24 protein-coding genes are annotated in these 17,626 nt (G+C 58.1%); 12 read left to right on the top strand and 12 right to left on the bottom strand.

What is annotated here, in order from left to right; translation table 11 throughout:
* Positions 1–208 precede the first annotated feature (208 nt).
* The 4 genes from PM2_RS26920 to PM2_RS26905 all read right to left on the bottom strand — a co-directional run bounded on the left by PM2_RS26920 (position 209) and on the right by PM2_RS26905 (position 1,800).
* The gene (locus PM2_RS26920) at positions 209–457 is read right to left on the bottom strand and encodes a hypothetical protein (RefSeq protein ID WP_004575522.1); all 249 of its coding nucleotides are present in this window, start codon (positions 455–457) and stop codon (positions 209–211) included.
* A complete protein-coding gene (locus PM2_RS26915; protein WP_004575523.1) occupies positions 454–693 on the bottom strand; it encodes a hypothetical protein in 240 nt (79 codons plus the stop codon). The genes PM2_RS26920 and PM2_RS26915 overlap by 4 nt, the downstream gene beginning before the upstream one ends.
* Before the next feature lie 114 nt (positions 694–807).
* Positions 808–1,404 carry a hypothetical protein gene (locus PM2_RS26910; RefSeq protein ID WP_004575524.1) on the bottom strand — a complete coding sequence of 199 codons (597 nt, stop codon included), beginning with the start codon at positions 1,402–1,404 and terminating at the stop codon, positions 808–810.
* Positions 1,405–1,500: 96 nt separating this feature from the next.
* On the bottom strand, positions 1,501–1,800 hold the full coding sequence (locus tag PM2_RS26905) for a hypothetical protein (protein ID WP_004575525.1): 300 nt from the start codon (positions 1,798–1,800) through the stop codon (positions 1,501–1,503).
* Positions 1,801–2,481: 681 nt separating this feature from the next.
* On the opposite strand from PM2_RS26905, the gene PM2_RS26900 reads away from it, so the two are divergent.
* Positions 2,482–3,555, top strand: coding sequence for an HNH endonuclease (locus tag PM2_RS26900; protein ID WP_004575526.1), 1,074 nt, complete (start codon positions 2,482–2,484; stop codon positions 3,553–3,555).
* A gap of 738 nt (positions 3,556–4,293) precedes the next feature.
* Here the strand turns inward: PM2_RS26900 and PM2_RS26890 are convergent.
* From PM2_RS26890 to PM2_RS26870, 4 genes are all read right to left on the bottom strand, one after another.
* Positions 4,294–4,572 (bottom strand): hypothetical protein, encoded by a 279-nt coding sequence (locus PM2_RS26890; RefSeq protein WP_004575528.1) that lies wholly within the window; start codon positions 4,570–4,572, stop codon positions 4,294–4,296.
* 435 nt (positions 4,573–5,007) lie between these two features.
* Positions 5,008–5,481: a hypothetical protein gene (locus PM2_RS26880; RefSeq protein ID WP_004575530.1), complete on the bottom strand. Its 474-nt coding sequence runs from the start codon at positions 5,479–5,481 to the stop codon at positions 5,008–5,010.
* Positions 5,482–5,681: 200 nt separating this feature from the next.
* Complete coding sequence (locus tag PM2_RS26875; protein ID WP_004575531.1) at positions 5,682–5,972, bottom strand: DUF6283 family protein; 291 nt, start codon at positions 5,970–5,972, stop codon at positions 5,682–5,684.
* Positions 5,973–6,018: 46 nt separating this feature from the next.
* The gene (locus PM2_RS26870) at positions 6,019–6,495 is read right to left on the bottom strand and encodes a hypothetical protein (protein WP_004575532.1); all 477 of its coding nucleotides are present in this window, start codon (positions 6,493–6,495) and stop codon (positions 6,019–6,021) included.
* 250 nt (positions 6,496–6,745) lie between these two features.
* On the opposite strand from PM2_RS26870, the gene PM2_RS26865 reads away from it, so the two are divergent.
* Together PM2_RS26865 and PM2_RS26860 are read left to right on the top strand one after the other, a co-directional pair.
* Positions 6,746–7,765 (top strand): hypothetical protein, encoded by a 1,020-nt coding sequence (locus PM2_RS26865; protein WP_004575533.1) that lies wholly within the window; start codon positions 6,746–6,748, stop codon positions 7,763–7,765.
* Positions 7,753–8,517 carry a hypothetical protein gene (locus PM2_RS26860; protein ID WP_004575534.1) on the top strand — a complete coding sequence of 255 codons (765 nt, stop codon included), beginning with the start codon at positions 7,753–7,755 and terminating at the stop codon, positions 8,515–8,517. Before PM2_RS26865 ends, PM2_RS26860 begins: the two co-directional genes overlap by 13 nt.
* Positions 8,518–8,591: 74 nt before the next feature.
* On the opposite strand, the gene PM2_RS26855 is transcribed toward PM2_RS26860, so the two are convergent.
* Both PM2_RS26855 and PM2_RS26850 read right to left on the bottom strand, forming a co-directional pair.
* The gene (locus tag PM2_RS26855; RefSeq protein ID WP_016487020.1) at positions 8,592–8,813 is read right to left on the bottom strand and encodes a hypothetical protein; all 222 of its coding nucleotides are present in this window, start codon (positions 8,811–8,813) and stop codon (positions 8,592–8,594) included.
* A gap of 199 nt (positions 8,814–9,012) precedes the next feature.
* Positions 9,013–9,255 carry a hypothetical protein gene (locus PM2_RS26850; RefSeq protein WP_004575536.1) on the bottom strand — a complete coding sequence of 81 codons (243 nt, stop codon included), beginning with the start codon at positions 9,253–9,255 and terminating at the stop codon, positions 9,013–9,015.
* 508 nt (positions 9,256–9,763) lie between these two features.
* On the opposite strand from PM2_RS26850, the gene PM2_RS26845 reads away from it, so the two are divergent.
* The 3 genes from PM2_RS26845 (at position 9,764) to dmeF (ending at position 11,610) form a co-directional block, all read left to right on the top strand.
* A complete protein-coding gene (locus tag PM2_RS26845; RefSeq protein WP_004575537.1) occupies positions 9,764–10,264 on the top strand; it encodes an arsinothricin resistance N-acetyltransferase ArsN1 family A in 501 nt (166 codons plus the stop codon).
* A 132-nt stretch (positions 10,265–10,396) separates the two neighbouring features.
* Entirely contained in the window at positions 10,397–10,672 is a 276-nt protein-coding gene (locus PM2_RS26840; protein WP_004575538.1) for a metal/formaldehyde-sensitive transcriptional repressor, read from the top strand.
* A 20-nt stretch (positions 10,673–10,692) separates the two neighbouring features.
* Positions 10,693–11,610, top strand: a complete 918-nt coding sequence (gene dmeF / locus PM2_RS26835) for a CDF family Co(II)/Ni(II) efflux transporter DmeF (RefSeq protein WP_004575539.1) — start codon at positions 10,693–10,695, stop codon at positions 11,608–11,610.
* A 120-nt stretch (positions 11,611–11,730) separates the two neighbouring features.
* Here the strand turns inward: dmeF and PM2_RS26830 are convergent, their stop codons facing one another.
* Both PM2_RS26830 and PM2_RS26825 read right to left on the bottom strand, forming a co-directional pair.
* Positions 11,731–12,798, bottom strand: a complete 1,068-nt coding sequence (locus PM2_RS26830; RefSeq protein WP_004575540.1) for a flavin-containing monooxygenase — start codon at positions 12,796–12,798, stop codon at positions 11,731–11,733.
* Between the two features lie 44 nt (positions 12,799–12,842).
* Positions 12,843–13,181, bottom strand: coding sequence for an ArsR/SmtB family transcription factor (locus PM2_RS26825; protein WP_004575541.1), 339 nt, complete (start codon positions 13,179–13,181; stop codon positions 12,843–12,845).
* Positions 13,182–13,308: 127 nt separating this feature from the next.
* Here PM2_RS26825 and PM2_RS26820 point away from each other — a divergent pair, with 127 nt between their 5' ends.
* From PM2_RS26820 to PM2_RS26795, 6 genes are read left to right on the top strand one after another with little or no spacing between them, the layout of a single operon-like run.
* On the top strand, positions 13,309–13,665 hold the full coding sequence (locus PM2_RS26820; RefSeq protein WP_004575542.1) for a metalloregulator ArsR/SmtB family transcription factor: 357 nt from the start codon (positions 13,309–13,311) through the stop codon (positions 13,663–13,665).
* A 19-nt stretch (positions 13,666–13,684) separates the two neighbouring features.
* A complete protein-coding gene (locus PM2_RS26815; protein WP_004575543.1) occupies positions 13,685–14,155 on the top strand; it encodes an arsenate reductase ArsC in 471 nt (156 codons plus the stop codon).
* An 18-nt stretch (positions 14,156–14,173) separates the two neighbouring features.
* Positions 14,174–15,235 carry an ACR3 family arsenite efflux transporter gene (gene arsB / locus PM2_RS26810; protein ID WP_004575544.1) on the top strand — a complete coding sequence of 354 codons (1,062 nt, stop codon included), beginning with the start codon at positions 14,174–14,176 and terminating at the stop codon, positions 15,233–15,235.
* Between the two features lie 4 nt (positions 15,236–15,239).
* A complete protein-coding gene (arsH, locus tag PM2_RS26805) occupies positions 15,240–15,956 on the top strand; it encodes an arsenical resistance protein ArsH (RefSeq protein WP_004575545.1) in 717 nt (238 codons plus the stop codon).
* Between the two features lie 12 nt (positions 15,957–15,968).
* Positions 15,969–16,472 carry a cyclin-dependent kinase inhibitor 3 family protein gene (locus PM2_RS26800; RefSeq protein ID WP_004575546.1) on the top strand — a complete coding sequence of 168 codons (504 nt, stop codon included), beginning with the start codon at positions 15,969–15,971 and terminating at the stop codon, positions 16,470–16,472.
* 32 nt (positions 16,473–16,504) lie between these two features.
* A complete protein-coding gene (locus tag PM2_RS26795; protein WP_004575547.1) occupies positions 16,505–17,509 on the top strand; it encodes an ArsJ-associated glyceraldehyde-3-phosphate dehydrogenase in 1,005 nt (334 codons plus the stop codon).
* Positions 17,510–17,626: the final 117 nt, after the last annotated feature.

Below are 17,626 nucleotides of genomic sequence, written 5' to 3'. Positions count from 1 at the left end.
CAGGGCTCGTGCCATACACGTTGAGCGAGATATGAACTTGAAAAGGTAATTGCGCTGACATTGAGTGCTCCCCCGTGAGTCATGAAGTAACAGATTGTGGGCTGCCGCTGGTCTACGGCACCCGGATTCGGCATAAGCTTGCCGAATCTGCAGGTTTTCCCAGTAATCAGATTTCAGTGCTACCAATCCACTGGCCGTCCAAGAATCCTCATTTCCCTTCTCCTATTGCTGGTTGCGCAGGTACTGCGTGCCAGTTGATTCCGCTGCCAATGATGCTGGTAGCGGCCAGTTTGGCACCGCGAGCGCTGGCGTAGCGTCGGGGCAATTCCAGCCAGGCGGGGCTGCCGTTATGGCGCGTGCTGCAGGTAAGAGTGAACGGCAAGTGGCTTCGATTGTGCAACTCGATGCGCAGTTGATCACCACCCTCGGTTGCAGTGAACAGGGTGCGGCCGGTCATGTCGGCGTCCCCGCCCCCGCAGCTTGGGCGAGCTCGTCAGGCTGATAGTGCAGCTCCCAGGTTGGGTGAAACGGCATGGTGTGGCGCACACCGTCGAGCTGAATGTTGAGGTGGCCACCGCTCGCAGCGCTGCGGATCGTACCGTACTCCCGCTTGCCGCAGCCGGTGTACAGGACCCGCATGCCGCGTTTGGCCGGCACGCCATAGTTTTTGCGGACCCATTTCATGTTTGCCATGGTTCGTACCCTTCAGAATCAAAGCCAAGTACCGCTGCAGCAGCTACTTGCAAATGCCGCTGCGAGCACAGGCTGCCATGCACTCCTGAAACCGCAACGCCGGCTTCCGGCAGTCTAGAGGAGCTTGTTTGGGGACGGGCCTTTGTAGAAGCCTTCGGTCTGCGCCAGGATGCGCCTGGCGCGGGAGTGAATGGCGTCTTGAGCCTCGTCTGATAACAGCGGATGAGCCGCCGCATAGTAGGCCCCATACATCTCAAAGGTACTTCGCGGGAAGGCGAGAATCGGTAATCGCTTCCCAAGCATGCGCAGTACTCTGATCGTTGCCATGTAGAACCCGATGAAAAAGGCAGGGATACCAAATACAGGGTTGTGCACGACCACGAAGTACTCCTTGAACGCAGCGACGACCTCTGTCGCTTCAGGGTCGCGTTCGAAGGCAAACACCGCTTGGAGTGCCAGCGGACGAAGAAACATCGCCAGGGCTACAGCAGTCATTGCTGCAATTGAAAGTAGGCCCACTTCCTTGGCTGACTGCGCGTGAAGGTCATAGCGCACGGAGGAATACACGCGGTAACCGTAGCTAAGAAGAATGCCCCAAAAAATGGGCCGGGGGTTCGCCAAGTCTGCGGTATAGGCAGACAGCAAAATGTAGAACACCACGGTGCAGATTGCGACAACGAGGCACCAGGCTTGTTGTGAACGTAAGGGCATTGTTTACCTCGGAGTGGGTGTTGAAAGCACGTTTGGACTGCCGGCCTTCGCAAGTGGATGCCTGGCCACTGAATGGTATCTTCACCGTGGTAGGTATCAGCTGTCCGAACCGCCCCAGATCACGGTGCTGATGTCGATGAAGATCGGGTTGTCGATGGCATCCTGTGTTTCGGCGTGAGCCCCGTGCCAGCCGCCGTCGCACCATGCCTCTTGCATAAGGTCAGTGACCTTGTTGGGATCAACAGTGTTGTCGGGATTGAGCGGCAGGCAGCACAAGTCGCCGTCGATGATCGCCACGGCCTCGCCGCCGTCCTCTTTGTCGAGGCGCAGCGCTTTACCTGGGTTTTGCTCGAGCAGTGCTCGGTAGGTGGACATGGCGCTTTTGTAAGTCAGCATCGCGATTTTCCCTTGGTCACAATCAAGGGGAAGCCTCGCACGGACCGCTGAAAGCGCAACCCACCTCCGGCGCCTGGAGATTCCGACGCGCCTGGTTGCTAGACCGGTCTGAAACTGCGGTAGGGAGGAAGCTCGATCTCGGTGCCGGTTGCAACGTCCTGCCATATTGGGCGCATGTGCTGCCCAAGGCCAACAAAGCGAAGGACAAGGTTGCGCCCGTCGGAGAGGGTAAAGTGGTATTCACGACCTGGGGTAAAGCTCGCCATTAGGGATCCTCGGTTCAGCGTCCGTGTGAGTTAAATTCCTTTTACGACCTCGGCCACGGTTTCTTGAGTGGGACGATGGGGTAGAGGGCAACTTTCCAGGGTGACGAGCGTACCCGAGGAGACCTTGTAGTGCACCTGGCAATCCGAGAGTGGTTACGAAACTTTGCGCTAGCTCAAGCGCCTTGAGTGTGCCTGGTCCTGAGCGTTGGTTTGAGGCCTCCGTGCTGACAAAATCTGGTGGTGCGTTACGGTATACTTTGGGCTGCCATTACATGAGTGACGGACCACCGTGAGAACACCGGCCAGCCGGCCACGGGCCAAGCCCGGCCGAAAAATATCCAAACCGGGTAATTCGCGCACTACGTTGGTCGGGTACCGTAGTTGGTATCGGCACGTTCACGAGTTCATCACCTATATGGCTGAAGACCGCGATGGCTTGGTAACCGTCGATGGCATTTCGATTTCTCATCATTTGGCGCCGTATTCAGCCGGCAAGTTCTCCGCCGCCCTTGACGATGATCCACCGTGGCATCTGTACGCCCTCCAGGTCGAAGACCTTCTTGAATTCACCACTGATGACCTGGTGCAGGCGTGGGCGTGCCGCTCGCAAAGCTGCGGATCGAAGGAAGCGGCGGCGGAGATGTATGCGCTGGTCAGGGTGCTGGAGGGCATTGACGAATATTACGCCGGCGCCAGCGCCTACATTAGTCATCCAGAGGTCGTGGCCATCTTCGCGGTCGCGGACCAGGAAGAGCTGACGGATCAGGAAGAAGCAACAGTGGCGCCGGTGCATGTCCCTGACGCGGCGAACAGCGACGCAGCAGGGCTCACGCTGGCGGCCGTGAGCGAGCTCACCGTGGATGAACTCAGAAAGGCCTGGGACAACCGGCCGGAAAGTTTCGCATCGTTGGAAGCCGCGGCCGAGACATTGGCGATACTCCGATCGCTGACCGCAGAGGCACCTGAGAAACCCAGCTACCGCCGGATGCTCCAGCACGAGTTGGTTCTTGAATTGGAGGATGTCCTGCCTTCGGAGGTTCAGGCGCAAGCGCCTGCAGCTGCTCCTGCAGCGGAGCTGGCCTTACTCACGGTTGATCGGAGGGCTGTGCGCTCCCAGGTCGCAGTTATCCGGCCTGGGCAGGGGAATTTTCGGACAGCGATGCTGGAGCGATACGGTGCGGAGTGCTGCATCACCGGGTGCACGGTCGACACCCTGCTCGAGGCGGCTCACATCATTCCCTATCGCGGGGATCAAACGAACGACGTCACCAACGGCCTGCTGCTCAGAGTCGACCTGCACCGGCTGTTCGACGCGCACCTGGTGACGATCAATCCGCGTTCACTCACTGTCGAGGTGGCAAGCTCAGTGAACGATGCCGGGTACCAGGCCTATCATGGGAAGCGCCTTTTCGCTCTCAGCCCCAAGCCTCGAATCCTCTTTCTTGAGGCCCACTATCAGGCGTATGAGAAAGCCCGCCTTTGTCCCTGACGACTGCGTTTCACACCTGACAGTTGAACGACCCAGTTCTGACTGCACCGTGACGCGCCGCATTGAGCCCCTAGTACTGTCGGCCCGCTATCTGTTTGTGTGTCGCAGGGAGCACACGAGGTGCCAGGCTAGGCAGCCACACCTACCGCTGCCATTCCCAAGGCCCAGACGTCGAACGCCATCGGAGAAACTGGTCACATGCCGTAAGGTAAGTACTGTCGGCGAAGGCTCTTCGAATCAGTCAGAAGTGGTAGTAGACGCCCACTGCGATCAGAGCTCCTGTAGCAAAGAGTACGGCATGCCCGCGCCCGCTTGACTGAGCTAGCCATGCCCGAACATGGGCCTCACCAAAGCAGATCCAGCGGACGAGGATCCTCACGTTCATCATTATCAGTCCGCCGAAAAGCGCCGCTGAAAGGCCAAGCCAGATGTGCTCGAATGTGGCGCTGCCGACTATGACCCTGACGACCACTAAGGACAGCAACAGCAACACAAGCACCCGTGGCACGCGATCCCCACTCGGACCGCCGACTCTTTTGCTGCGGCCAGTGCAAGTCTCGCTATGTATGGGATTGGAGCGTTTGCCAAGCCCGGTGCACGCCCCATATTTGCCGTTCTGTTTCATTCTCTATAGCTCTATCGTGGTTCGGGATGTAGCTCAGCGCCTCCAAGGAGGACGCGGTACTTTGCACGGCCTTAGGGTAGCGGCGATGGCCACGCATGGCGTGCAGGGTTGGATTACCTGCTTTTCGGCACCGGCTCAGCAGCCTTCACTTGGCAACGTTCAGGCTTGCCTTCATGCAGCGAGGGGGTGATTCCTGATGGGCCATTCGATTGCCGTGTAATCAGGTACAGCTGATCGCCGATACACGCTTTTATGATCGTCTTCCCCAGGGCCCCACCGATGTAAATGGTTTCAACAGTCTCGGCGGGAGTTTTTGAATCTGCCAGTGTCTGGCTCGACAAGCCCAGCAGTAAGAGGGCCGCACAGGCCCAGGTACCGAGTTTCAGTTCCATACGAAGCGCTTCTCCGTGTTCGTGGGGGGGCGGGGCTCGCCCTCGGTTCAACTTCGGCAGATGCGGCACCGCGGGGGCCGCGGGTCATCCCTACTACTGGAAGTCAAGAAAACCGGGATGCTCAAGATCGACTGTGATGCTGCTCTCGGTCCGATCCATGCCCTCAAACCGTTTCGCCCATGACCGTCGCTGGGCCGGTGTCTTCGCAGCGCACGCACGCTCATGCCTACCACGCCAAGCCTTGCAAAGCCCCTGCATGTCGCGATTGAAGATCGAGAACAGGCGATACTCCGCGCCGCAGTGGGAGCAGCGAGCACTGCCAGTATTCCTGGCCATATCTTTCCCCTGCTTACCCCGGAATGTACTGCCGTTGAGCGCCGGGCGGGCTGAATTGACGACGGGTTTGCCTGGGGCAGGGCGCCGGATCGAATGAGCTCATGGTGTCCTCCGTGGCTCTCTCGTCATTTCACGAGCCAGGTAGCGATCACGTTCGGCCCGGTAGTCGTGATAGAAGGTGAAGAGGCTTGCGGCAGCGGTAAGAACGCCCCCCGCTGCTGCGAGGCGGTACACCCATTTCAGGTGGATTAAGCCGAACCACACGCACATCCAGGCGATAGCGCCACATACGCAAGCAGCAAGCAACGTGAAGCCCAACGTCAGCAAGACAGCCTGAACTCCGCTTAACTCGCTCGCCAGCTCAGGCACGGTCGGTGATGTTTGATGATCCTGTGCCTCCCGGTCGAGGCAGAGATTTGCCAGGGCGCGGCGCTCAAGCAGGTGATGCAGTGTTTTTGCGTCTCTGGCTGCATCAGCACAATCGCGGTCCAGGGCCGACTCAAGCGCCTGCTTGAGCCATTGACTCGACGCCGGCGCTGCGAGGATGGTGTTAATTTCAGATTCAGTAGTCATTGCGTTCCCTTCAAAGCCGTTCGAATGTCGACTTCCAGGAATCTTCCTCCATTGCGCGAAAGCGCAAGGGGCAAATGGATACCGTCATTGGGGCGAATAGCCAGGCGAGGGCAGCGTGTTCAGAGAAGAAGTCAAAGTCGATCGCTGCCGGCAACCGTACGCCTTCTGGTACACGGGGTGACCATTCAGACGTGGGCCGGTTACTTCTCGCGAGAATGGTGCTCGATGCAGGCGACTTTGCTCTCGAAAACCTGCTCGTCCCCGGAAAGGTCTAGCGGGATGCGAAGTCGCTCAGCCGTTCGCACAAATGCGTTTTCCTGGCCATTGATGAGCATGTGCCCAGCGCACTGCATGTCCGTCTTCTTGTCGCAGACGAACGAGTCGGCAGCGAGAATTTCGATGATCCGATCCTTGCCCAACCAACCCCGCAAAGAGTCCTTGCGAAACGGGCAGTCTCGGCAGGGCTTCTTGATGTGAGGCAGGTTGGACATGGCTCTGAAATTCCGTGAAGCCCACGCGGGCTGGGGCGGTGGTATGTTACAGCCGGTCGATGAAACGGGACACAGCTTCAATGGTCGGTTCGGCAAGCTCGTGGTAGGCACGGAAATGGAAGCCTTCCTCTTCTCCTTCCCACTCCGCCAGCTCATCAGCATCGAACGACCAGCGTTTGCCGGCATGGGAGAACTCTACGGGACCAAAGGAGAGCAGCCATTTCACTACAACTGCGCGCACATCCGGATGGTCTGAGGCAAACAGCCCGGCGGCGAGGCTGTCGCTGCCTACATCGGCCAAACGCTCGTACCAGATAGCACCATCCCACTCCTCGACCGAGTCGTCATGCAGAAAAGCGACTTGTTCCGCTGCGCTCTCGGCCAGCTTCAGCAGTGTGGCGTACCCCACGGCCACGAGGGTGCGGTCGAGATGTTCGGCATTGGCCTCCGCGTGGCTGAAGATGGCGTGAAGCAGTACGCCCACGTCCTCTGCATCTTTGCGGCGTTCGTTGGTGAGAATCATGGGGAAGTCTCCTGTCGGTTTGGGCTTGAGAGCCTTGCTCGTGTTGAGCACATTGCTAGGGTTCTTTACGCTGTGAGATGACAGTCTCACGAGCCTTCGGAAGTGCAAGGCAATGTGGCTTCCCAATTTTTCTGGATAATGTCGTAACCCATCTGAGACCCCAGTATTTCCTAGGCTGTAACATACTTTTTTGACGTGTAACCTACGGTGAGTTACAGTGAAAAAAACAGAGTTACAAGGTGCCGGGGATATGTCGAATCTACAGGACGACGCGAAGACCTACATCGAGGCTGTCCTCGGTGTGTCAGCGCACCTTGAACCGGTGGGATTCAAGGTGTCTTTCAACATCCGTGACAGCTACAAAATGTTCGAGTTGACCATTCCGCTGGCGAGCAACGCGGTTGTCGCCTTGGTCCTGTTGGTCCCTCGGGATGAGAAAGATTATCCAGGCATCGTAAAGCTGCAAAAGCACGTCGACCTGGTGCGTAAAGCTTCCAATCGGATCATCACCTACGTTTGCAGGTCCCTGACGACCCAGGACCGTCGGAGTCTGATCACGCATCAGGTCAACTTTATCCAACCTGGCTTCCAGATGTTCATCCCGGAGTTGGCGCTGGACCTGAGAGAGAACTTTCGTCAGCGACGAGAACAGGGTGAGGTCGCGGCCCTCCTACCAGCCGCTCAGGCAATGCTGCTCTCCTGCCTCTATGGTGGTAACACCGAAGACACGCTATTCACCACAAACGCTCTGATGGGCGACCTCAACTACAGCCGAATGACCTTATCCAGGGCAGTCGATCAGCTGACATCGCTATCGTTGATAGCCCCTGCGAAAAGCGAGCTGCAGTGGAGTACCTACGCCTTCAACGCATCACCTGCAGAAGTCTTCAGCAAGGCCAAGCAATACCTGCGGTCGCCCGTCAGAAAGAAAATTGGCATTACTCGCAATGCTATCCGGTCGGCACCCGGTGTCTTCCTGGCCGGAGAAACTGCTCTCGCCCAATACACGATGCTTGCGGAGCCGAAGCAAGCGGTGTGGGGGATGACGAAAAAAGTGTTCACCGACATGCTGGCGCTTCAAGCGTTCAAGATTGCCGAGTCGGTGGACACCATTGAAGAGTGCGTTGAGATCTGGGCGTATCCGTCACTCTACGAAAGACACCATATCGCCGACGAAGCTTCGTTGCTTCTGAGCTTGGAAGACAACCCCGACGAACGCATTCAGATTGCGTTGGATGAACTCAAGGAGAAGGTTACATGGCTAGCGTGAGAGGCCTAGAACTGTTCGGACACCACTTCCGCGACTTCCGTGATCGCTACGTACTGATCGGTGGCGTGGCCTCCGCTCTGGCAATGGAGGATGCGGGCGATAGCTTCAGGGCTACTAAAGACCTGGACATCGTTTTGGTGGTCGAAGCGCTGGATGCCGGATTCGTCGCGCATTTCTGGTCGTTCATAGACGCGGGTGGTTACCAGATCAGGCTGAAAGGCGGCGAAAAACCCTGTTTCTATCGCTTCGATAAGCCCACGGATGAGGCCTATCCGGCCCAGATCGAACTTTTCTCGCGGGCGCCGGACGGTCTAGACCACGAAGAGAACGCAACACTGATCCCGATCCCTACGGACGAAACGGTCTCCAGCTTGTCGGCGATACTCCTCGATGATGCTTACTACCGCCTGCTTTTAACCGGCCGCTTGGAGAATGGTGAGTTGTCCTACATCGGCGCTGACCGCCTGATCCCGTTCAAGGTCAAAGCATGGCTTGACCTGTCTGAGCGGAAGAAGAACGGGGAGCAGGTCGAAAGCAAGCACATCCGAAAGCATCGAAACGACGTCCTGGCGCTGACCGGTTTGCTGGATGGCGAGGTCACTGAGCTGCCGGAAAGCATCATGGCCGACATGAAACTCTTCCTTGAACTGTTGCCTGCTGAAGACGTCGATTTCAAGCAGCTCAACCTCAAAACCAATATGGCAACGATCATCGATCGCCTTGGGGAATCCTTCGGACTGACAACCGCCTGACGTTTTCGCTCAGAGGCGCGACAGGCCTATCTGAAGCTCTTGGGAGCCGTCAGATCCCAAGGGCATGGGGAGCATCACCTGGCGTGCTTCTCCAGCAATGCATCCAGCGCGGTGGCCAAGTCAAAGGCGGCCCACTGGTAGGCGACAAACAGTTCAGCACTGCTCATTGATTCGCCGTGCCCTTGTCTCAGGTGTTCCGCGCGGGCAGCGCGGTAGCGATTAACGGCATCGACGGTGTGTTGATCAAAATGAACGTGGAACGGCAATTTCAATACGGTGGTGGGGAGTGTTGGCATTTTCTGGTCCATTGCTCAGGAAAAACTTAACTTTCCCTGGCAATGGCGGCCGTAGTCGATCAGCTATTTCAACAACAGCTGTAGGAAATGTCGCCACTGAGGGTAAGGAGTCACCGGCGCTGGTTCAAGCCGACCTTCGCTTCACCTGGATGTCGGGCCGGAACGAAGGTGGGGAGGTAACCTGCCATACTCCCCTCGTTCAGCTTCTGGGGTTGAGTGCGGGATCTTCCAGCTGATACTGGTCGACCCGATCCAGCACCTCCAGGTCGATCAGCCCCACGGCCCACAGGCCATGGACAAAGCCCCGGAAGGCCTGCGGCTGATAAACCGGGGTATGCGCCTCAAGGTCAGCGACATAGACCAGGACGGCTTCCGCCGCGCCGGCGAAACGCGCCGGGTCGTACTGCGCCGACTGCTGCAGATATGCCTGCAGGTAACGCACTTCAACGCCTTGTGGGGTGCTGCTCGTAGACGGGCAATCCTCTCCCTATTTTCTTGCAAGAGCTCGCAGCGCATTAAAACGAGAAACTCGCCCTTTCTTGTTCAGCGCAACGGACAAGGCAACTCCGATTGCTTGTAGTGGTGCAGCTACAGTTATCAAGGTCACGAATGCTGCGAGGAAGTAATCCTTCATCTGGTCAGTGGTTAACGCCTCTTATGCCGACTAAATCTGTAAACAAAGGCGGCATCTCGTTGAAAATGGCTGACTTTCCCACTCAGTACGAGATCAGAAAAGTCACAAACGAGGTTTTTCGAGCCCACAGTTTACAGATCCAGAGCTAGCCAACCAGAGGTGCCTCAATACTCGGGCTCAGCAATGCCGCCATACCTTCACTGAGGGGATCAGGAGGATTACGGCGAGCAGTGCAAACAAGTAGTTGGTGGGAATGAGGCCGAGCAATTGGCCGCCAATCCAGCTCGTTGTACGCACCAATCGAAAAGGAAGCCAGATGCACATCCGCCACGCTCAACTCGGTGATATTCAGGCCATTGCCGAGATCTACAACCAAGGGATCGAAGACCGTAGCTCTACGTTCGAGACCCAGCCGCGCACCTCCATGGATGTGCAGCCCTGGATTGCCGAGATGCCTCACTATCCGGTGCTGGTCGTCGAGATCGACGGCGCGGTAGTGGCGTGGGCTAGCCTGAGCAGCTACCGCGCGCGTTCGTGCTACGCTGGCATCGCCGACTTTTCGATCTACCTACGCCGTGATATCCGAGGACGCGGCATCGGCAAGACGCTGCTGTCCGCATTGTTGAGCGAAGCCGAGGCACGCGGATTCTGGAAAGTCCTATCCCGTATTTTCACCTCCAACGTGGCGAGTCTCGCGCTCTGCCAGTCCTGTGGTTTTCGGATAGTTGGAGTCTACGAAAAACACGCCCGCCTTGAAGGACACTGGTTGGATTGCGCGATTGTTGAACGAGTCTTTCCCGCGAACCAACACCCCTGACCCTCACCTGCCCCGCACAGTTGAGGCCGATCTCCAAAAGGGAGCCGGAGTTGATCCCGTTGGCCATTTGTCTTGCATAGGTATAGGGGCTATGCCTATCATGCGTGATGCATAGGTAGGGGGGGGTATCTCGTGGGTCATATCGCAGCAAATAAAGACGATCTTCTCAAGCGCGTAAAGCGTATCGCCGGTCAAATCCAAGCCGTGGAACGGGCATTGGAATCGGATCTCGATTGCGCCAAAACTTTACACCTTGTTGCCGCCACTCGCGGAGCCATCAACGGCTTAATGGAGGAAATCATCGAGGACCATGCGCGGGAGCATGTTGCTAACCCTGCGCTTAGCGAAGAAGAGCGTAACAAGGGTGTCGAAGAGCTTCTTGAAGCCATTCGCCGATACTCCAAGTGAACGCGTCCAGGTATTCAGTCATGAGCAGCACCAACATCAACCACACACACGACCACATGTTCCTTGGCTCAGCGCACGATGAAAATGCCAAGCGCACGCTTTGGGTCGTGGCACTGACCGTTGTAATGATGGTTGGCGAGATTACCGCTGGCTATATCACGGGTTCGATGGCGTTATTGGCCGATGGCTTTCACATGGCAACCCATGCCGGAGCACTGGGCATCGCGGCGGCGGCATACAGATATGCAAAACGCCACGCTTCCAGCCAACGATACAGTTTCGGTACCGGGAAGGTGGGAGACCTGGGTGGATTTGCGTCGGCACTGATTCTTGGCATGGTCGCTTTGGGAATAGGCGTTGAGTCTTTCGTGCGCCTCTTGCAGCCAACAGACGTTCAGTTCGGCACCGCTACGCTAATCGCGATTGTCGGTTTGATCGTAAATATTGTCAGTGCCCTGTTACTGGGTCACGGGCACAGCCATAGTCACGATCATACTGATCATGACCATGTTCATCACGGGAATGACAACAACCTGAAGTCGGCCTATGTCCACGTCATTGCAGACGCGCTAACTTCGGTGCTAGCTATTGTCGCATTGCTCGCCGGTCGATATCTCGGTTGGGTGTGGCTGGACCCAGCCATGGGTATCGTAGGTGCCATCGTCATCGGACGTTGGGCGTGGACATTAATGAGGGTGACCGCAGGCGTGCTGCTGGATCAGACAGACGTGCATGTCGCCGAGGAAATCCGCGAATTGGTTGAGAAGCCAGGGGATGCCACTATTACAGACCTGCACGTCTGGCGGGTCGGACCGCAAGCTCATGCGGCAATCGTCAGCGTTCTTGGCGAAGTCACTGCAGACGCTGACAGCATACGTGAACGCCTCAAACCGGTTCACGAAGTCAGCCATCTGACGGTCGAGTATCGATCGGTCTGATTAGCACCTCCGCACTCTAAGTCTCAAGGAGCCGCAATTTCTTTCGGGAAATGTGAATCGGCGCAAATCGAATGCCGGTATATCTAGCCTTACACCGATGCATACGAAACAGTAAGCTGGTCAATTGCAGTGCAAATGACTGCTCAAGTGATGAAGCATTCGAGGTGCCAGGTAATCGGCGTCATTACCCACGCCTCTGATCGTTGCAGAGGCAAAGTTCCTTTGTTTGGGTAAGCCGACGAAGTACAAACCAGGCACCAGACTTGCCACTCCATTGCGCTGTAGCACACGTCCACTCCGGCCTTCGACTGGGAGTTGTGTCAGAAAATCGAGGTTTGGCCGGAAACCGGTGGCGAAGATCAGCGCATCAACCAGGGTGGTGCTTCCGTCTGGCCAGACCACCCCCTCAGACAGCGCCTCCTGGAACATCGCTTTGCGCTGGAGTCGTCCGGTGTCCAGGGCCTTCCGGTATTTGCCGGTGTCCAGCACAGGCGTGCTCTGGTCACTCAGCCACCGCGTGTGCTCCAACCGGGTGAGTTTCAGCCAGGCATGAAAGTCGAGCCCCAGGATCCGCTGCGGGAAAAATCGGATCCTCTCGCGGGTCGCCAGCACTACCTGCGCAACGCCGGCAAGCTCATAGGCAATTTGAACAGCCGAGTTCGCCGCGCCGACCACGACGACACGCTGGCCAGCAAAGGCCTCAGGCGTTCGATACGCCGAGCTGTGCAGACAGATCCCTGAAAAGCTTTCCATGCCAGGAATGTCAGGCATGTACGGACGGCTGAAGCCCCCCGATGCCACGACCACCGCACGCGCCGTGAAGGTCGATCCGTTGGCGGCGCGGACCTCAAATGCCTTGTCCTTCTGCACGACATCCAGCACTCGGGTACCGCCCTCAAAAGGCATCTGAAACTCGGCGGCGTATGACTCCAGGTACTGCACCACGTCGTCTCGCAGCGGATAACTCTTGGGATCACCGGGAAACACCATCCCCGGTAGTGCTGAATACTCCGCCGGGGAGAACAGCTGCAGGCTGTCGTAGTAGTTCCGCCAGTTCCCACCAGGGTGTGTTTGCTCATCCAGGATCAGAAAGTCCAAGCCGTGTTGCTGCAAATGCCAGCCAACCGCCAAGCCCGCTTGCCCACCACCGATGACGATCACATCCAACGCGCGAGTCGATTTATTCATGTATGCGCACTCATGCATATATCAGGACAAAAAATGGGCACGAGCTACGGGCAGCACAGCGAAACCAGACCCTTGGTTCGCTGGAGCAGGCCCTCAAGGCGCTCGACGATCGCCCCACCATTCACTTCGTAGAACACCTGCCGACCCACCTTGGTGGCCTTCACGATCTGGGCATCGTGCAGCACCTGCAGGTGCCTGGAGATCACCGATCGCTCCTGCGGTAGCTCTTTGGCGATTTCGCCGACATCCGCCCGTCCCAGTAGAAGCACGCGCTTGAACACCGCGACCCTGGAGGGCTCGCAGAGCGCTTTGAAGAAGACTTCGTCCAGCGACTCGATGGCAGCGTCGATGGCTTGGGTGCGGAGGTTCAGGTTAATCGTCATGTCGCCAATATATGTGCACGAATATGCACATGTAAAGTCATAGATCACAGCGGGGTTGCGATACATTCGAAAAAGCGTATATTCGAAAAACCATATGCGTGCAGTAATCCGCACATCGAGAGCCGATATGACTGACTCACTGACCCCTACCAAGGTTTTCAAATGCCTCGCCGACGAGAACCGCATTCGGATGATGCTGCTGATCGCCCGCGAGGAAGAGCTCTGCGTCTGTGAGCTGACCTGTGCGCTGGAAGAAAGCCAGCCCAAGGTTTCCCGCCACCTGGCGCAGCTGCGCACGTGTGACCTGCTGGCAGACCGCCGCCAGGGCCAATGGGTTTACTACCGGCTGCATCCAGAGCTGCCCGCCTGGGTACGCGAGATCCTGCAAACCACGCTGGAGGCCAATAGCGAGTGGCTGAACAGCAGCTCCACTCGATTGGACGCAATGGGTGACCGCCCACAGCGCGTCGCCACCTGCTGCTGATCATTGCCGAGCAAAACCGATGAAAGTTCTGTTCCTCTGCACCGCCAATAGCTGCCGCAGCATCCTGTCAGAAGCCGTGTTTAACCACCTGGCCCCGGCCGGTATGAAGGCCTACAGCGCCGGCAGCCAGCCCAAAGGCGAGGTACATCCGCTGTCCATCTCCGCGCTGCAGCGCGCCGGTATTTCCACCGATGGCCTGAGCAGCAAATCCAGCGATGCACACGCCGAGCTGGCACCGGACTTCGTCATCACCGTCTGCGACAAGGCCGCCGGCGAAGCCTGCCCTGTGTTCTTCGGGCCGGCAGTAAAAGCCCATTGGGGGCTTTCCGATCCTTCGTACCTGCAGGGTAGCGCCGCCGAATTGGATGCGGCTTTCGACATCACGCTTGAGCAGATCAAGCGACGCCTCAAGGCATTCCTCGCACTGCCTTTTGAACAACTGGATGCCGCGCAGCTCAAGGTCGAGCTGGCCCGCATCGGAACGCTCTGACGTTTAGGGAGATCCACCATGAGCAAAAGCCGACTTTCCTTCCTCGACCGTTACTTGACGGTCTGGATCTTTCTGGCCATGGGCCTGGGTATCGCCCTGGGCAGTTTGTTCCAAGGATTGCCCGCGTGGCTGAACAGCCTGTCGGTAGGCTCGACAAACATCCCCATCGCGATTGGCCTCATCGTCATGATGTACCCGCCGCTGGCGAAGGTGAAATACGAGGAACTGCCTCAGGTTTTCAAGGACAAGCGCATCCTCGTGCTGTCGCTGGTTCAGAACTGGGTAATCGGCCCGGTGCTGATGTTCGGGCTGGCAGTAGTGTTCCTTTCCGACAAGCCTGAGTACATGACTGGCCTGATCCTCATCGGCTTGGCGCGCTGCATCGCCATGGTGCTGGTGTGGAACCAGATCGCCGGTGGCAACAACCAGTACGTGGCGGGCCTGGTCGCCTTCAACAGCATTTTCCAGATCCTGTTCTTCAGCGTGTACGCCTGGATCTTCCTGGGCCTGCTGCCGCCGCTGTTTGGTCTTGAGGGTAGCGTCATCGAGACCAGCTTCTTCGACATCGCTCAGTCGGTGCTGATCTACCTGGGCATCCCGTTCTTGGCCGGCTTCCTGACCCGCAAGATCTTGATCAGCAGCAAGGGCGAGACTTGGTACCAGGAACGCTTCATTCCGAAGATCAGTCCGCTGACGCTCGTGGCGTTGCTGCTGACCATCGTGGCCATGTTCAGCCTGAAGGGCGACATGGTGCTGCAACTGCCGCTGGATGTGCTGCGCATCGCCATCCCGCTGACCATCTACTTCGTGGTGATGTTTTTCATCAGCTTCTGGATGGGCAAGCTGCTGGAGGCCGACTACCCACGCACCACCGCGCTGGCGTTCACCGCAGCGAGCAACAACTTCGAACTGGCCATTGCCGTGGCCATCGCCACCTTCGGCCTCGCATCGCCGGTTGCCTTTGCCACTGTCATCGGCCCCTTGGTGGAAGTGCCGGTGCTGATTTCGCTGGTAGGCGTGGCCTTGTGGCTCAAGCGCCGCTGGTTTGACCAGCCCTCAGGTGCCTTGTCTCAGGAGTAAAATCATGACCGAACATCACATCCCCAATATCGACAACGAACTGGTCGACCTGCCATCCGCCGATAAGCTAGCGATCGAGCAGCAGTCCACCCATAAACCGCGCATCCTGCTGCTGTACGGGTCGACCCGCGAACGCTCCTTCAGCCGTCTGCTGACAGAAGAAGCGGCACGCCTGCTGGAGCACTTCGGTGCGGAGACGCGGATCTTCAATCCCACTGGCCTGCCACTGGCGGATGATGTGCCCGATGACCACCCCATGGTCAAGGAACTACGTGACCTGGTGCTGTGGTCGGAAGGCATGGTCTGGTGCTCGCCTGAGCGCCACGGCGCGATGACCGGCGTGTTCAAGTCGCAGATCGACTGGATTCCACTGAGCATGGGCGCCGTGCGCCCGACGCAAGGCAAGACCCTCGCGGTGATGCAGGTCTGCGGTGGCTCGCAGTCGTTCAACGTGGTCAACCAGCTGCGCGTCCTCGGTCGCTGGATGCGCATGTTCACCATCCCCAACCAGTCGTCCGTACCCAAAGCCTACCTGGAGTTCGACGAGGCCGGCCGCATGAAGCCCTCAGCGTACTACGACCGTGTCGTCGATGTGATGGAGGAGCTGGTGAAGTTCACCCTGCTGCTTCGTGATCGCTCCGACTACCTGGTCGATCGCTATTCCGAGCGCAAGGAGTCGGCTGAAGAACTTTCCAAACGCGTTAATCAACGATCCATCTGAGGCTTTCTGACCATGCAACTGCACCCGTATTCCGTGCTGGCGACTCCCGAGCTGATCGGCCAGCTGATCTTCACCCCGTGTCCTGGTACCAAGGACACCTCGGTATCCCAAGCGCTGGCAACACTGCGCGAAGCCGGTGCGAGTGCACTGGTTACCCTGATGCCGAGTGAAGAGCTGCTGCAGAACGAGATCGACCTACTGCCCGAGGAGTGCCAACTGCTGGGCCTCGAATGGTTCCACCTGCCGGTGGAAGACGACCAGGCGCCCGGCGAGCCCTTTGCTGCCGCCTGGGAGATCCATCGGGAACGCTTGAAAGCGTTGGTGATGACTGGCAAGACGATCGCCATTCACTGCAAAGGCGGCTCCGGCCGCACCGGCCTGTTTGCGGCCCGCCTGATGATCGAGTGCGGTATTCCCGTGCAGGAAGCTGTTGCTCAGGTCCAGGCCCTGCGCCCACGTGCCATTCAGAACCCTGCGCACGTCGGCTACATCAACCAGTTCAGCGACACCCTCTGACCTTTCGCTAATCGTGATCCGAGAACAAGAACATGGCTATCAAAGTAGGTATCAATGGGTTTGGCCGTATTGGTCGATTGGCGCTGCGCGCGTCTTGGAACTGGCCAGAGTTCGAGTTTGTGCAGATCAATGACCCGGCCGGCGACGCCGAGACCCATGCCCACCTGATCAACTTCGACTCGGTCCACGGCCGCTGGCACCGTGAAGCCCGTGCTGAGGGCAGTATGGTGGTGATCGACGGCAAGCGCATTCAGGTCACCGCGAACAAGACCATCGCCGACACCGACTGGTCGGGCTGCGACCTGGTGATCGAGGCCAGCGGCAAGATGAAGTCGGTAGCCGTGCTCCAGGCCTACCTGGATCAGGGCGTAAAACGTGTAGTGGTCTGCGCTCCAGTGAAGGAGAAAGGCGCCCTGAACGTGGTGATGGGCGTCAACCAGCACCTGTTCGACCCGGCGCAGCATCGCATCGTTACCGCCGCCTCCTGCACTACCAACTGCCTAGCCCCGGTGGTCAAGGTGATTCACGAGAACCTGGGCATCCGCCACGGATCGATCACCACCATCCACGACCTCACCAACACCCAGAGCATCCTCGATACGCCGCACAAGGACCTGCGCCGCGCCCGTGCCTCGGGCATGAGCCTGATCCCGACCACCACGGGCTCGGCTACTGCGATCGCCGAGATCTTCCCCGAGCTGCGCGGCAAGTTGAATGGTCACGCCGTGCGTGTACCGCTGGCCAACGCCTCGCTGACCGACTGCGTATTCGAAGTGGAACGCGAGACCACGGCTGAAGAGGTCAACACGCTGCTGAAGGCGGCGGCCGAAGGCCCGTTGAAAGACATCCTGGGCTACGAAGAGCGCCCACTGGTATCCATCGACTACCGCACCGATCCGCGCTCCTCGATCATCGACGCGCTGTCGACCTTGGTGGTCAATGGCACCCAGGTGAAGCTCTACGCCTGGTATGACAACGAATGGGGCTACGCCAACCGTGCAGCGGAACTGGCCCGCCTGGTCGGCGCAGCGGAGTAAACAGCGATCATGAAGGCGTTGTCAGCCCTGTCTGCGGAAGTGCGTCAGTACCTGCTGGTTACCGGCAACTACTGGGCCTTCACCCTCACCGACGGCGCATTGCGCATGTTGGTGGTA

Origin of the sequence: Pseudomonas monteilii NBRC 103158 = DSM 14164, assembly GCF_000730605.1 — a bacterium.
GTDB classification, from domain to species: domain Bacteria; phylum Pseudomonadota; class Gammaproteobacteria; order Pseudomonadales; family Pseudomonadaceae; genus Aquipseudomonas; species Aquipseudomonas monteilii.
Note: the sequence above shows the minus strand (reverse complement) of the source record. Positions and strands in the feature narration are given on the sequence as shown.